Source organism: Plantactinospora sp. BB1 (assembly GCF_003030385.1).
Lineage (GTDB): Bacteria > Actinomycetota > Actinomycetes > Mycobacteriales > Micromonosporaceae > Plantactinospora.
This window is the reverse complement of the sequence record NZ_CP028159.1, coordinates 4507467-4521507: the sequence shown is the minus strand read 5'-3', so window position 1 is coordinate 4521507 and position 14041 is coordinate 4507467. Positions and strand designations below refer to the sequence as shown.

Here is a 14041-nt window from a genome sequence, read left to right as displayed (position 1 = left end):
GGACGGACAGCGAGGAGGTACTGATGTCAACGGCTGATGTTCCGCTGGCCCAACCCCGGCACGCCCTGCCGGAGGTGGTCGCCGCGCTGCGCGCGCTGCCCCCGAACTCCCGCCAGACCATCGTGGCGTACCTGTCCGACGGCGACTACCGGTTCGACGTCACGCTCGGCGTGGACAGCGCGGTGGTACGCGTCCACGCCACGCTCCGGGAGGACTGGGCCGCGGGTGGCACCTGGTGGACCAGCCGGGTCGTACGGGTGCGTGGCGCCTCGGCGGGCGACCTTGGGCACCGGGTCGGCGCTCAGGTCGCCGCCGAGGTGACGGCCCTGCGCGGGCGGTTCGCCCGGCTGCTGCGCGAGCACCGCGCCGAGGCGGCCGAGCCGCAGCGCGCCGAGGCGATCGAGTCGCACCGCGCCGGGGCGCCTGAGTCGCACCGCAACCAGCCGACCGGGCCGGGCCGGGTCGGTGCCGGCCGGACCGCCGCCGGGCAGGGCGCTGCGCCGCGGGCCGGGGAGCACGCCCCGGACCGGTCGGGGCACGCCCTCACCTGGGGGTAAATCAACCCGAAATCGGGATCACATCCGCCCGCCATACGTTCGGCGCGCTGGACCGCTTCGACCAGGAGTGGTCTCCCTGTGCGGTACGTGAATCGGGAGGATCCGATGCTACTGACGGCTGGCTCCGTGAGCGAATACATCGTGGAGGTCGAGGAGCGGGGCAGGATCTGGGACCTCGCCCAGGGAGTTGCGGTCGATCCGCTGCTGCACGAGGAACGGGTCCGGCGTTGCGCGGCCCAACTCCCGACCGGGCTGCGCAACGCCCTGGCGGAGTTCGGCGCCGGCGCCTCGGCCTCGGGCTTCCTGCTCATCCGGGGCCTGGAGATCGGTGAGTTGCCGCCGACGCCCGACGGGCACCAGGCGACGCCGCTGACGGCGCACGGCACGACCGGACTGCTCGCGATGGTGGCCGACGCGCTCGGTCGGCTGGTCGGGTACGCGGACGAGAAGAACGGCGCGCTCGTGCACGAGGTGCACCCGGTGCGCAACGAGGAGCACCGGATCGAGAACAGTGGTGCGGTCGCCTTCGACTTCCACACCGAGAACGTGCACCACCCGCTGCGCCCCGACTTCCTCGGCCTGCTCTGCCTGCGCCAGGACCACGAGGCCGTGGCGGCGACCCGGGTCGCCTCGGTGCGCGAGGCGTACCGGTTGCTGACCGAGGAGCAGATCGCGACGCTGCGGCGGTGCGAGTACACCAGTCTGTACCCGACGTCGTTCAGCCGGAACACCCCGGACCGGCCGCGCGCCGAGTCGGGGCCGCACCCGGTGCTCTTCGGCGGCGGGGACTCGTTGTTCATGCGGTACAACTCGCACAACACCCGGGCGACGAGCACCGCCGGCCGGCACGCCCTGGACGCCCTGGCCGTGGCGCTGGAGGAGGTCGCCCGCGACCTCGTCCTCGCGCCCGGTGAGATGGTGGTCCTCGACAACCACGTCGCCGCGCACGGTCGGTCGGCCTTCCGTCCCCGGTACGACGGCGCCGACCGGTGGCTGCGACGCTTCTACTCGCTGCGGGCGGTGCCGCGGTGGGCGGAGCAGATGAGCACCCACGCCCGGGTGCTGCCGTCGATGGACGCCATCGCCGGCGTGCTCTGAGCGCGCAGCGCGACACGAGCCGAACCAGAGGTGGACGAATGGACTTCGCGGACCTGGCCCTGCTGCTTCTGGTGGCGGCCGCGGCCGGCTGGGTGGACGCCGTCGTCGGGGGCGGCGGACTGCTCCAGATCCCCGCCCTGATGCTGGCGATGCCGAACCTGCCGGTGGCGGCGGCCCTCGGCACGAACAAGCTGGCCGCGATCACCGGTACGACCACGGCGGCGATCACCTTCGCGCGCCGTACCAAGCTCGACTGGCGCTTCCTGTCCGGGGCGGCGGGGCTGGCGGTCGTCTGCTCCGGACTCGGCGCGCTGTCGGCCTCCGAGGTGCCGGTCGGCTACTTCCGGCCGGTCGTGATGGTGATGCTGCTACTGGTGGCGGTCTTCGTGGTGACCCGACCCCAGTTCGGCACGGTGCAGCAGGACGCCGTGGTGACCCGGATGCGGCGGCTGGCCGCGCTGCTCCTGGCCGGGGTCGTCATCGGCTTCTACGACGGGGTGCTCGGGCCCGGCACCGGAACGTTCCTCATCTTCGCCTTCATCGGCCTGCTCCAGCAGGACTTCGTGCACGGCTCCGCGATGGCGAAGGTGGTCAACGCGGGGACGAACCTCGGTGCCCTGCTGGTCTTCGCGGCGCAGGGCCACGTGGTCTGGCTGGTGGGCCTGGCCATGGCGGTGCTGAACATCCTCGGCGCGCGGCTCGGCGCGGCCACCGCGCTCAAGCGCGGCTCCGGCTTCGTCCGGGTGGTTCTCCTGGTGGTGGTGACGGCCATGGTCGGCAAACTCGCGCTCGACCAGTGGTAGGGCCGGCTCGCCGCTGCCGGAACATCACCGCGAAATAGCCGCCAAATCCGTCTTCCCTACCGTCCGTATCACTCCGGACAAACGTCGCCGGCCGTGAACCGGCGGGTCAGGAAGGGACCGGTTGTGAGTGATCCACGGCATGCCGTCAGCGACCCCATCGAGCAGCTCAAGTTCCTCCGCGTCGAGGAGGTCCGCGACATCGCGGAGAGGTACGGAACGCCCGTCTTCGTCTACGACGAAGGCTCCATGGTCGCCGCGGCCCGGAGCCTGGCCGCACTCTCCAGTCCGTACGGCCTCACCGTCCGCTACTCGGTCAAGTCCTGCCCGACCCGGGCGGTGATCCGGATCTTCGACCGGCTCGGGCTCGACTTCGACACCAGCTCGGTCTGGGAGGCGCTCCGGGTGGTCGGTGCCGGCGTCCCGGCGGAGCGGATTCTGCTCACCGCCCAGGAGGCGGTCTTCGACGACCGCCTGCGGGGCCTTATCGAGGCCGGCCTCCGGTTCGACGCCGGCTCGCTGCGCCAGCTCGACCAGTACGGCCGGGCGTTCCCCGGCGGCGCCGTCTCGGTCCGGCTGAACCCGGGTTTCGGCTCCGGGCTGGTCAACCGGCTGACCAGCGGCGGTCCCAACTCCAGCTTCGGCATCTGGCACGAGGATCTGGGCGAGGTCAAGCGGCTGGTCGAGAGGCACAGCCTGCGCCTGGTGCGGCTGCACTCCCACATCGGGTCCGGGCACCACTGGGACGTGCTGATCAACGCCGCCCGCGCGCTCCTCGCCGCCGCCCGGCAGTTCCCGGACGTCGAGGTGATCGACCTCGGCGGGGGATACCGGGTCAAGAGCCTGCTCGGCGACCCGGAGTACGACCACCGGGAGTGGGCCGAGGTGCTCGGCGCCGACCTGCGGGCGTTCGCCGAGGAGACCGGCCGGCGGCTGCGGGTCGAGCTGGAGCCGGGTACGGCGATCATGGCCAACTCCGGCTCGCTGGTGACCCGCGTCGTCGACGTGGTCTCCACCGGCGCCGACGGGCACCGCTTCGTGAAGACCGATGGCGGCCTGACCGAGATCGTCCGCCCGTCCTACTACGGCGCGGTGCACCCGCTCGTCTCGGTGCCGGCCTCCGGCCCACTCCGCGACGACCGCGAGCGGTACTGCGTCGTCGGCCACTGCTGCATCGCCGGTGACCTGCTCACGCCCGCTCCCGGCTCGGTCGAGGAACTGGCGCCGGTGCCGCTGGCGCGGACCCAGCCCGGCGACCTGCTGGTCGTCGAGCGGGCCGGCGGCTACGCCTCCAGCATGTCGATGAAGAACTTTAACTCGTTCCCCGAGGCGCCCGAGGTGCTGCGGCGCACCGACGGCTCGGTCCACCTGATCCGGGAGCGCCAGACCCTGGACCAGATCATCGCGAACGAACGTGTCCCCGCCGGCCTCTGAGTATCCCGATGGCGGCGTGCGGCCACGACCTGGCGCTCCCGCCGACACACGCGGCAAGGAGATGCAATGACTGTCACCAGCACCATCCCGCTGCGGGACGACCAACTGGAGCGGCTCGACGCCGCAGAGAACGCGCTGCTGGCCCCGGTCCGGGGCGAGGACGCCCGGCGGGCGCTGTCCCGGGAGTACTTCGTCAAGAAGCCGGGACGGTTCGTCACGAAGTTCCTCTTCGCCTTCGCGTTGATCGTGGCCGGTTGGGTCGCGGTCGCGCTCGTCCAGCACTGGGCCGTCACCGTGGCGGCGGTCCTCGTGCTCGGCCTGATGTACGCGCACCTCGTCGAACTCCAGCACGAGTGCCTGCACGAGCACGCCTTCCAGCGGCGGATCTGGAACCGGATCTGCGGCGTGCTCTGCGGTCTGTTCATGCTCAGCTCGTTCTGGCACTACAAGCACGACCACCTGCGCCACCACGCGTTCCTCGGCACCCCGCAGAACCAGGAGTTCTTCAACTACCGCTTCCGCAACCTGGACCGCTGGTACGGGCTCGGCTTCGCACTGGCGGCGCTGCACCCCGGGCGGTACCGGACCACGCTGCGGGACATCGTCCGCTCCTGCCTCGGCCGGCCGATCCCCGGCATCGACCGGGCCCGTGACCTGCGCCGGATCCAGTACGAGTACCGGCTGATGGCGGTGCTGCTGGTCGCCGCGGTCGTCGCCACGGTGGTCACCGGCAGCCCGTACCTGCTGCTGGTCTGGCTGTTGCCGGCCATGCTGGTGGCGGAGCCGGCGCACTATCTGATCGAGATGCCGGAGCACTTCGGGCTGAACACCCAGTCCGACGACAACGTGCTGACCAACACCCGCACCATCAGGGCCTCGAAGTTCGCGCAGTGGTACACGAACTACAACAACCTGCACACGGCACACCACTATCACCAGGGGGTGCCGATGGCGCAGGCGCCGTCGCTGCACGCGCTCATCGAGCCACGGGTGGTGCCCGTCGAATCGTCGTACTGGCACTTCTACCGGCTGGTGATCACGGGCCGGATCACCAGCGTCCGCGCGGACGAGACCTGTATGACCCGCTGAGGCATCGAGACCCAAGGAGGGACCACATGTCCGCGACTCCGTCCCAGGCGGTGGACGTCCAGGCCACGCCCGAGTACTCGACGAACGACTCGCCCGAGCCCACCGACCTGCCGCCGCTGGCGACCGCGCTGCCGCACACCGCCCGGCTGACGCCCAGCTTCGACGTCGACCGGCTGGTGGCCGACCTGGAGCGACTCGGCACCGCCGAGTGGAAGCAGCAGCAGCTCTACACCGAGTCCGGGCTCGGCGCCGTGGCCAACTTCGACTGGAAGGTGCTGTCGCTGCGCAGCATCGGCGGCGACCCGACCCGGACGGATCCGGGCGGGCCCGGGCTGGAGGGCTTCGGGTACACCGAGCGGCTGCAATCCACCCCGTACTTCGCCGAGATCCTCGCCGGGATCCCGGCACCGCTGCGGGCCGTCCGGCTCATGTCGCTCGGCCCGGGCGCCAGGACCCGGATACACCACGAGACGAAGTACGGCTTTCCGTGGGGGACGCTGCGGCTGCACATCCCGATCACCACCTCGCCGGGAGCGATCCTGGCGTTCGGCGACGAGGTGTACCAGTGGCAGCCGGGCGAGTTCTGGTTCGGCAACTTCTGCCGCTCCCACATGGTGCGCAGCAGCGGTCCGGGCAACCGGGTGCACATGGTGATCGACACGTTGGTGACCCCGGAGTTGGTCGCGTTGTTCCCGGCGGACGTGCGCGCCATCCTCGACCGGCACGAGCCGCTGTTCGCCCGCCGTACCGTGCCGATCTGCTCCGCCGACCTCGGCGAGTACCGGTCGACGACGTTCGCCATGCCGGCGTCGTTCGCCAACTGGGAGGAGGCCGACGGCGAGTTCCTCCGCCCGCAGCCGACCGTTGCGGCGTCGGTCGACGTACGCGACTCCCGGCTGGTCCTGCTGGTCGACGACAAGCCGACCTTCGGCCTGGTGCACATCGGCGACGGCGAGTTCCGGTTCGCGGGCTGGAGCGACGAGCGGACGGTGCAGCTGGGGCCGTCCGGTCCGGCGGGCGGCGTGACCCTGCGTACCCGACAGGGCGGGGTGACCCGCGAGCTGACCGTCGCCGCGAGCCGTCCATGACGGTCGGCGCCGTCTCCGCCGACCGGCTCGGTGCGGTCTTCTCCGACCATCTCGGCGGGATCCCGCCGGGGCGGTGGGACGGGTTGGCGGCCGGCCGGCTCTACTCGTCGCGGGACTGGCTCGCGCTCTGTGCCGGCGACGCCGGTGGCACCGCCGGCGCCGTCGGCGTGGAGTCGGTCGACGGACGGCTGGCCGCGCTGCCGGTCACCGCGATCACCGCCGAGGGGAACCCGTTCTACCGCTGGTCGGAGGCGCTGGCCGAGGCCGGCCTGCCGGCGCCGGCACCGGTCGGGATCCTCGCCGGCCAGCGCCGGGGGTACCAGACCCACCTGCTCGTCGAGACCGGCGAGCGGGCGGTACCGGCGGCCCGGGCCGAGGCCGCGGCCTCGCTGCTCGACCGGCTCACCGAGCTGCCCGGTGCGGCGGCCCAGGCCGGGCTGCTGGGGGCGCGACCGCCGGAACACCCGCCCTGCGTCGCGATGTACCTCGACACGGCCGACGTGCTGGCCTTCCGGGCGGCCGGGGTCGGCACCCTACCGGTGCTGCTCCGGCCGGACGCCTGGATTGCGGTGCCGGCGGGGGGCTGGGGCGCCTGGCTGGCGTCCCTGCCCTCGCCGCGCCGGGCCGAACTGGTCCGGCGGGAGAGCCGCCGGTTCGACCGCGCCGGCTACACCCTGCGGGAGACCTCGCTGCTGGAGAGCCACGCCGTCGCCGCCCGGCTGCTGGCCGGTACCGAGGCCCGGTACGGCCGGGCGACCACCGCCGCCGCACACGAGGCGTCGCTGCGCCGGCAGGCGACGCTGATGGGACCGGCCGCCCGGGTGCTGCTCTGCCTGCGCGACGACGAGCCGGTCGGCTACGTCTGCTACTACCTGTGGGGCGACACGCTGTTCCTCAGGTCGGCCGGCTTCGACCACGCCCGGCTGGCCAACGCCGCCGAATACTTCAACCTGGTCTACTACCTGCCGGTCCGGATCGCGGCCGAGGCCGGGGCGCGACGGATCCACGCCGGCATCGAGGCGTTCGACGCGAAGGCGCTGCGCGGCGCCCGACTCTCTCCACTGTGGCTGCTGGATCTCTCCGCCGACAGCCCGCTGGCCGGCCGCGACGCGCAGATCCGGGCGTACAACGCCGGCCGGTCCCGGCAGCTGGTGGAGTCGTCGCGGGCGGTCGCCAAGTCCTGGCGCGGCGGCGTGTCCGGGGTACCCGAGGAGTTCGGGCTGCACGACGGTCTGGACGCCGGGCGGCCGGACCCGGAACCTGGGACGGAGGCGTCCGGTGACGCCGGTGCTCTCCGCTGACTTCGGCCGGTTGTGGGCCGCGCAGGCGGTGTCCCAGGTCGCGGCGAAGAGCGGTCTGCTCGTCCTGCCGCTGCTGGCGGTACTGCTGCTGGACGCCTCGCCGGGCGAGGTCGGCCTGGTCAACGCCGCGCAGTACGCCCCGGTGTTCGTGGTGACCCTGCTGGCCGGCGCCTGGCTGGACGGGCGGGCCCGCCGGCCGGCCATGCTGGCCGCGCACCTCGGCCGGGCGCTCCTGCTCGGGCTCGCCGCGGTCATGGTGCTGGCCGATGCGGTGCACGTGTGGCTGCTCGCGGCGATCGCCCTCCAGGTGGGCTGCCTCACCGCGCTGGCCGACGTCGCCGCGCACACCTACCTGCCGACCCTGGTACCGGCCGCGGCGCTGCCGGCCGCGAACAGCCGGCTGGAGGCGACCTACTCGGTGACGCAGATCGCCGCGCCGGGGCTGGGCGGCATCGCCGTCGGCGCGGTCGGCGGCTCGACCCTGCTGGCGTCGCTCGGCGCGACGTACGCCGTCGCCGCGGCCTGCCTGTACCGGATCCGTCAGCCGGAGCCGCCGGCCGGGCCGACTCGCGGTGCCGGGGCGCTGCGCCGGATCCACGAGGGGGCCCGGTTCACCGCCGGGTCTCCGCCGCTGCGCAGCCTGATGGTCCAGGCCGCCTGGTTCAACCTCTTCGAACAGGTCATCCTCACGGTGTACCTGGTGCACGCCGTGCGGTTCCTGCACTTCTCGCCGGGGCTGCTGGGCGTGACGGTGGCCCTGGGCGCGGTGGGCGCGGTGTGCGGGTCGGCGCTGGCCCGGCGGATCGAGCGGCGGGTCGGCATCCGGGGCACCCTGGTCCGGGGCATGGCGGTCGCCTCCGCCGCGCCGCTGGCGATCCCGCTGACCGCCATGCCGACCCCGGTCGCCGCCGCGCTCTGCACCGTGACGTTCCTGGCCTTCGGGTTCGGCCTGACCGTGTTCAACGTCTACAGCGTGTCGCTGCGCCAGCGGCTCGCCCCGGACCACCTGCTCGGCCGGGTCACCGCGACCTTCCGGTTCGTCACCTTCGGCACGATCTGGATCGGCGCGTTGGTCGGTGGTGTGGCCGCCGAACTGCTCGGCACCCGGCCGACCATCGTGCTCGCCGCCGCCGCGCTGCTGCTCGGCTGGGTCCACTTCGCGATCGTCACCCGGCGGGTCGAGCCGACCCTCTGGACGGTCGGCGAGCGGCTGGAGTGTGCGTCGTGAGCGCTACCTCGGGCGTACCGGCCGTCATCCTGCTCGGCCGGCTGGCCACGCTGGCCCGGCACGCGCGGTTGATCCGCGAGGCACGCCGCCGGGGGTACGCCCCGATCGCCGTCGTCGGCTACGCCGCGGACGCGGCGCGACTGGCCGTCGCCCGGGCCCGACCCGGGCACCCGCTCGCCGACCTGGCGGACGCGGTCGGGGTGCCCGACGCCGCCGTCGACACGGTGGTCGCCGCCGTGCAGCCGGTACTCCGTACCCGCCCGATCGCCGCGGTGCTCTCCACCGGCGAACCGTTCCTGGAACCGGCGGCCGTACTGGCGGAACTGCTCGACCTGCCCGGCCCGGGCTGGGCCGCGGCCCGGATCTGCCGGAACAAGCTGCTCCAGCGCACCCGCCTGCCGTGGATCTCGCCGCGCTGGCGGCCGGCGGCACCGCTCGACGTCGACGGGTTCGGCGGGGTCGGGTTCCCGGCGGTGGTGAAGCCGGCCGGCCGGTTCCAGAGTTCCGGGGTCCGGGCGGTACGCGACCCGGCCGAACTGGCCGACGCGCTGGCAGCGCTGCCCGCCGGCGAGACCGTGCTGGTCGAGGAGCGGGTCGACGGGCGCGAGTACTCGGTGGAGGCCCTGGTCCGCGAGGGCCGGATCATCTGGTCCGGGGTCACCGGCAAGGAGACCAACGAGAACCACCGGGGCAGCTTCTTCACCGAGCTTTCGCACACCAGTCCGGCCTGCGGGCTGACCGGCCCGGAACACGAGGCGCTGCTCACCGCCAACGCGGAGGTGCTGCGCGGCGTGGACGTGCGCACCGCGATGACGCACGCGGAGTTCCGGCTGACCGACGACGGGCCGGTGCTGATGGAGGTGGCCGCCCGGGCGCCCGGCGACGGGATCACGCTGATGTGGGAGCTGGCCACCGGCGTACCGCTGGAACCGGTCCTGCTCGACCTGGCGCTCGGCGTCCCGACCGGGTATCCGGAGCCCCGCCGCCGGGTGCACCACCGGTACCTGCCGCATCCGCGCGGCCGGCTGCGGGACGTCGCCGCCGACGTCCCGGTGCACTGGCTGACCCGCGACGACCGCTGGCCGGAACCCGAACCGTCCCCGGCGACGGCACCGCCGCGCTGTCACGCGGTGCTGGTCAGCCGACTCCCCGGAGACCTGCTCGGCGAGCAGAGCGACTCGACACAGCGCTCGGTGTCGGTGCTGGTCGACGCGCCGTTGGAGCAGAGCGTCGAGGCGGTGGCGGCGGCAGTCGCGGCCCGGGTACGGGTCGACGTGCAGTGACAACCGATCGGAGAGGAAACATGGCGAGAGCGTTCGTGATAGTCGACGTGCAGAACGACTTCTGCGAAGGGGGCACGTTCGCGGTGCCGGGCGGCACGCGGGTGGCCGGCGACATCACCCGGTACCTGGCCCGCGCCGCCGGGGACTACGCGGCCGTGGTGGCGATCGCGGACTTCCACTACCCGGAGACGGCCGGCGACCCGCCGCACTGCGTGCTCGGTACCCCGGGCCACGAGTTCCGGCCGGAGCTGGACCTGAGCCGGGTCTCGTCGGTCTTCGCGAAGGGTGGCGAGCGGGCCGCGTACAGCGCGTTCGAGGGCACCTGCGACGGCAGGTCCCTCGGCGACTGGCTGATCGACCGGGGCGTCCGAGAACTGGACGTGGCCGGTCTCGCGGCCGACCTGTGCATCCGGGCCACCGCACTGGACGCGGCCGGCAGGGGCTTCGGTACCCGGGTCTTCACCGACCTCGTCGCCGGGTTCGACCCGGACCGGGTCGCGTCCGCGTACGACGAGATGCGCGCCGCCGGCGTGACGCTGGTGAGCACCTCGGCGGCCCCGGCGGCGCGGTGGCCGCGGTGAGGCCACGCACCGCCCCGGCGACCCGGGCGGTCCACCCGCCCGACCCGCCCCCGGTACTCCAGCGCTCGCCGACGCCGCCGCTGCACCGGGCCACCTCGTACCTCTTCGAGTCCATGGCCGAGTCGCTGGACCTGCGCGCCGGCCGGCGCAGCGGGTACGTGTACGGCCGGATCGACAACCCGACCGCCGACGCCTTCGCCACCGCCGTCGCCGAGATGGAGGCCGTGAACGTCGCCGGCCCGGTCGAGGGGCAGGCGTTCAACTCGGGGATGGCGGCGATCACGGCGGTGATGCTGGCGGTCACCGGCGCGGGTGCGCACGTGGTGGCACCGCGCGACGCGTACGGCGGCACCTACGGGCTGCTGGACGGCGTGCTCTCCCGGTTCGGTCTGGCCGTCGACTTCGTCGACCCGACCGATCCGGAAGCCGTCCGCGCGGCGATCCGGCCGGAGACCCGGGTGGTGTTCGCGGAGACCCTGGCGAACCCGACGCTCGCGGTGCCGGAGCTGCCGGTACTGGCCGAACTGGCCCACGCGGCCGGCGCGCTCCTGGTGGTGGACTCCACCCTGGCCACCCCGGTGCTGTGCCGGCCGCTGGAGCACGGCGCCGACCTGGTGGTGCACTCCGCGACGAAGTACTTCGGCGGGCACAGCGACGCCGTCGGCGGGGTCGTGGTGGGCCGGCCCGAGCTGATCCGGGAGGTCCGGGCCGCCCGGGTGGCGACCGGCGGGGTGCTCGCGCCGGACCCGGCCTACCTGCTCCGGCGCGGGCTCAGCACCCTGCCGCTGCGGATGGCCCGGCAGTGCGCGACGGCGGCGACGATCGCCGACGCGATGACCAGGCACGACGCGGTCCTCCGGGTGGACTATCCCGGCCTCGGCACCCACCCCAGTCACGACCGGGCCAGTCGGCTCTTCGACGACGAGCGGTTCGGCGCGATCGTGACCCTCACCCTCCGAGGTGGCAAGGAGGCCGGTAGCGTCTTCCTCGACTCGCTCGGACTTGTCGCGATCGGCACCTCCCTCGGCGGGGTCAGCACGGTGGCGCAACACGTCGCGTCGACGACGCACCGCCAGTTGGATCCGCAGGCGCTGGCGGAGGCCGGCATCGGGGCCGGTACGGTGCGTCTCTCGATCGGCCTGGAGGACCCGGCCGACCTGGTCGAGGACCTGCACCGGGCGCTCTGGGCCATCCGAGGCTTTTGGAGGCTGTGATGAGTCACAATCCACTGCTGCTCCCCGCCGACCTGCCGGTGCCGCAGGACGACGGTGCCGCCGACCACCTGCCCGGCCTCCGGATGCCGGCGCTCGCCCTGTCGGCCACCGACGGTACGGAGATGCGGGTCGACGTGGTACCGCCGGGCGCCACCCGGCTGGTCCTGTACGCGTACCCCCGGACCGGCCGGCCCGGGGTGGAGCCGCCGCCGGGCTGGGACCTCATCCCCGGCGCGCGCGGCTGCACCCCGCAGTCGTGCGCCTTCCGGGACCACGCGGCGGAGCTGGGCTCGGCCGGTGCGGCGGTCGCCGGGCTGTCGACCCAGGACACCGGGTATCAGCGAGAGGCGGTGCAGCGGCTGCACCTGCCGTTCCCGTTGCTCAGCGACGTCCACCTGGCGTTGACCCGGGCGCTGCGCCTGCCGACATTCGAGGTCGCCGGCGTCACCCTGTTGCGCCGGTTGACCCTCGTGGTCCGGGACGGCGTCGTCGAGCACGTCTTCTACCCGGTCTTCCCGCCGGACCGGCACGCCCGGGTCGTGCTCGACTGGCTCGCCGGGCACCCGGTGCGCTGAGGCGCCGGCTCGCGGTGCTGCCGGTTCGCGGGGCGACGGCTAGCCTGCGGCCGGTTGGTCGGGGCTCGCGCGGTCAGCACGGCCGGTTCGACCGGCCGTGCTGACCGGTGCCGGCCCTGGTCGCCGACGACGGCGCGGCCGCGCGGCTTCTCGTGCTTCCCGGTGACCCCGGTGCGGGTCGCCGGGAGGTCGCGGGATCCGATTGTGTCGGAATATCGCGGCGGAGATCCGCCCACGACCTGGGCAGTAGTGGAATTCTCGTCGCGTTCCGACGAGAATGCGAGGCGCCGCCCGAGGAGTCCGACGTTTCGGCCCGCGATGTCAATTGAATTCGCCGCCCACGGCAATGCCGTGGCGACCGCGCGAATTGGACCTCAGCTCCCTTGTCGACGCCACCCGGCGGGTGGGACGGGTGCCGTGCCCGCTGCCGGATCCCTTGCCACGGCTGGCCGGACCGCTTCCCGGAGTCCGGTCGGGGATTGACCGCGAAGCCCGTACTACAGGCTCGGCCGGACCGGCTCGAGTCGTGCCGGAACCCATATGACAGCATGGGCACATGAGGCGTATATCGGCGCGCGTCAGCGCCATTACCGAGTCGGCAACCCTCGCTGTCGATGCGCGGGCGAAGGCGATGAAGGCGGCCGGACGGCCGGTCATCCTCTTCGGTGTGGGTGAGCCCGACTTCCCGACCCCCGAATACATTGTCGAGGCGGCTCGACAGGCCTGCGGAAATCCCCGATTCCACCGGTACAGCCCCAGCGGAGGTCTGCCCGAACTGCGCGAGGCGGTGGCGGCGAAGACCCTGCGAGACTCCGGCTACCGGGTGGACCCGTCGCAGGTCCTGATCACCAATGGCGGGAAGCAGGCGGTGTACGAGGCATTCGCGACCCTGCTCGACCCGGGCGACGAGGTGCTGGTCGTCTCGCCGTACTGGACGACCTATCCGGAGGCGATCAGGCTCGCCGGTGGCGTCCAGGTGGACGTGGTGACCGACGAGACGAGCGGCTACCTGGCCACCGTCGAGCAGTTCGAGGCCGCCCGGACGCCCCGCACCAAGGCGCTGCTCTTCGTCTCGCCCTCCAACCCCACCGGGGCGGTCTACCCGCCCGAGCAGGTGGCCGCGATCGGACGATGGGCGGCCGAGCACGGCCTGTGGGTGGTGACCGACGAGATCTACGAGCACCTGACCTACGGCGGTGTCACCGCGCCCAGCATCGCGACCACCGTGCCGGAGCTCGGCGACCGGGTCGTCGTCCTCAACGGCGTGGCGAAGACCTTCGCGATGACCGGATGGCGGGTCGGCTGGCTCATCGGGCCGAAAGACGTCGTCAAGGCCGCCACGAACCTGCAGTCGCACGCCACGTCCAACGTCACCAACGTCGCCCAGGCGGCGGCGCTCGCCGCGGTCTCCGGCGACCTGAGTGCCGTGGCCCAGATGCGTACCGCCTTCGACCGCCGCCGCCGGACCATGGTGCAGATGCTCAACGGGATTCCCGGGATCGTCTGCCCCGAGCCGCAGGGCGCCTTCTACGTGTACCCGAGCGTGCGCGGCCTGCTCGGCCGTGAGATCGCGGGCCGCCGGCCGGCGAGCAGTGCCGAGCTGGCGGAGGTGCTGCTCGAGGAGGCGGAGATCGCGGTGGTGCCGGGCGAGGCGTTCGGTACCCCGGGCTACTTCCGCTTCTCCTACGCGCTCAGCGACGACGACCTGGCCGAGGGGCTGACCCGGCTCGCCAAGCTGGTCGCGTCGGCCTGATGCCCGTGCTGTCGTGATCGTCCGTGGACGCCAGCGGTCC

General features: G+C 73.0%; 13 protein-coding genes. All 13 read left to right on the top strand.

Going from position 1 to position 14041, the window contains the following annotated elements:
* Positions 1-23: 23 nt before the first annotated feature.
* The 13 genes from C6W10_RS19825 to C6W10_RS19765 all read left to right on the top strand — a co-directional run bounded on the left by C6W10_RS19825 (position 24) and on the right by C6W10_RS19765 (position 14001).
* Complete coding sequence (locus C6W10_RS19825; protein ID WP_159104662.1) at positions 24-557, top strand: hypothetical protein; 534 nt, start codon at positions 24-26, stop codon at positions 555-557.
* Between the two features lie 126 nt (positions 558-683).
* Positions 684-1655, top strand: coding sequence for a TauD/TfdA family dioxygenase (locus C6W10_RS19820; protein ID WP_199853693.1), 972 nt, complete (start codon positions 684-686; stop codon positions 1653-1655).
* Positions 1656-1693: 38 nt separating this feature from the next.
* Complete coding sequence (locus C6W10_RS19815; RefSeq protein WP_107259426.1) at positions 1694-2458, top strand: TSUP family transporter; 765 nt, start codon at positions 1694-1696, stop codon at positions 2456-2458.
* 123 nt (positions 2459-2581) lie between these two features.
* Positions 2582-3889, top strand: coding sequence for a diaminopimelate decarboxylase (locus tag C6W10_RS19810; RefSeq protein ID WP_107259424.1), 1308 nt, complete (start codon positions 2582-2584; stop codon positions 3887-3889).
* A gap of 66 nt (positions 3890-3955) precedes the next feature.
* Positions 3956-4978, top strand: a complete 1023-nt coding sequence (locus C6W10_RS19805; protein WP_107259422.1) for a fatty acid desaturase — start codon at positions 3956-3958, stop codon at positions 4976-4978.
* 26 nt (positions 4979-5004) lie between these two features.
* Positions 5005-6066 carry an aspartyl/asparaginyl beta-hydroxylase domain-containing protein gene (locus C6W10_RS19800; protein ID WP_107259420.1) on the top strand — a complete coding sequence of 354 codons (1062 nt, stop codon included), beginning with the start codon at positions 5005-5007 and terminating at the stop codon, positions 6064-6066.
* Positions 6063-7367 carry a GNAT family N-acetyltransferase gene (locus C6W10_RS19795; RefSeq protein WP_199853692.1) on the top strand — a complete coding sequence of 435 codons (1305 nt, stop codon included), beginning with the start codon at positions 6063-6065 and terminating at the stop codon, positions 7365-7367. Before C6W10_RS19800 ends, C6W10_RS19795 begins: the two co-directional genes overlap by 4 nt.
* Positions 7345-8595 carry an MFS transporter gene (locus C6W10_RS19790; protein ID WP_159104661.1) on the top strand — a complete coding sequence of 417 codons (1251 nt, stop codon included), beginning with the start codon at positions 7345-7347 and terminating at the stop codon, positions 8593-8595. The genes C6W10_RS19795 and C6W10_RS19790 overlap by 23 nt, the downstream gene beginning before the upstream one ends.
* Positions 8592-9878 (top strand): acetyl-CoA carboxylase biotin carboxylase subunit family protein, encoded by a 1287-nt coding sequence (locus C6W10_RS19785; RefSeq protein ID WP_107259416.1) that lies wholly within the window; start codon positions 8592-8594, stop codon positions 9876-9878. Before C6W10_RS19790 ends, C6W10_RS19785 begins: the two co-directional genes overlap by 4 nt.
* A gap of 20 nt (positions 9879-9898) precedes the next feature.
* Positions 9899-10459: an isochorismatase family protein gene (locus C6W10_RS19780; protein WP_107259414.1), complete on the top strand. Its 561-nt coding sequence runs from the start codon at positions 9899-9901 to the stop codon at positions 10457-10459.
* Positions 10456-11673, top strand: coding sequence for a PLP-dependent aspartate aminotransferase family protein (locus tag C6W10_RS19775; RefSeq protein ID WP_107264114.1), 1218 nt, complete (start codon positions 10456-10458; stop codon positions 11671-11673). The genes C6W10_RS19780 and C6W10_RS19775 overlap by 4 nt, the downstream gene beginning before the upstream one ends.
* The gene (locus tag C6W10_RS19770; RefSeq protein ID WP_107259412.1) at positions 11673-12248 is read left to right on the top strand and encodes a peroxiredoxin; all 576 of its coding nucleotides are present in this window, start codon (positions 11673-11675) and stop codon (positions 12246-12248) included. The genes C6W10_RS19775 and C6W10_RS19770 overlap by 1 nt, the downstream gene beginning before the upstream one ends.
* 556 nt (positions 12249-12804) lie before the next feature.
* A complete protein-coding gene (locus tag C6W10_RS19765; protein ID WP_107259410.1) occupies positions 12805-14001 on the top strand; it encodes a pyridoxal phosphate-dependent aminotransferase in 1197 nt (398 codons plus the stop codon).
* Positions 14002-14041 lie beyond the last annotated feature (40 nt).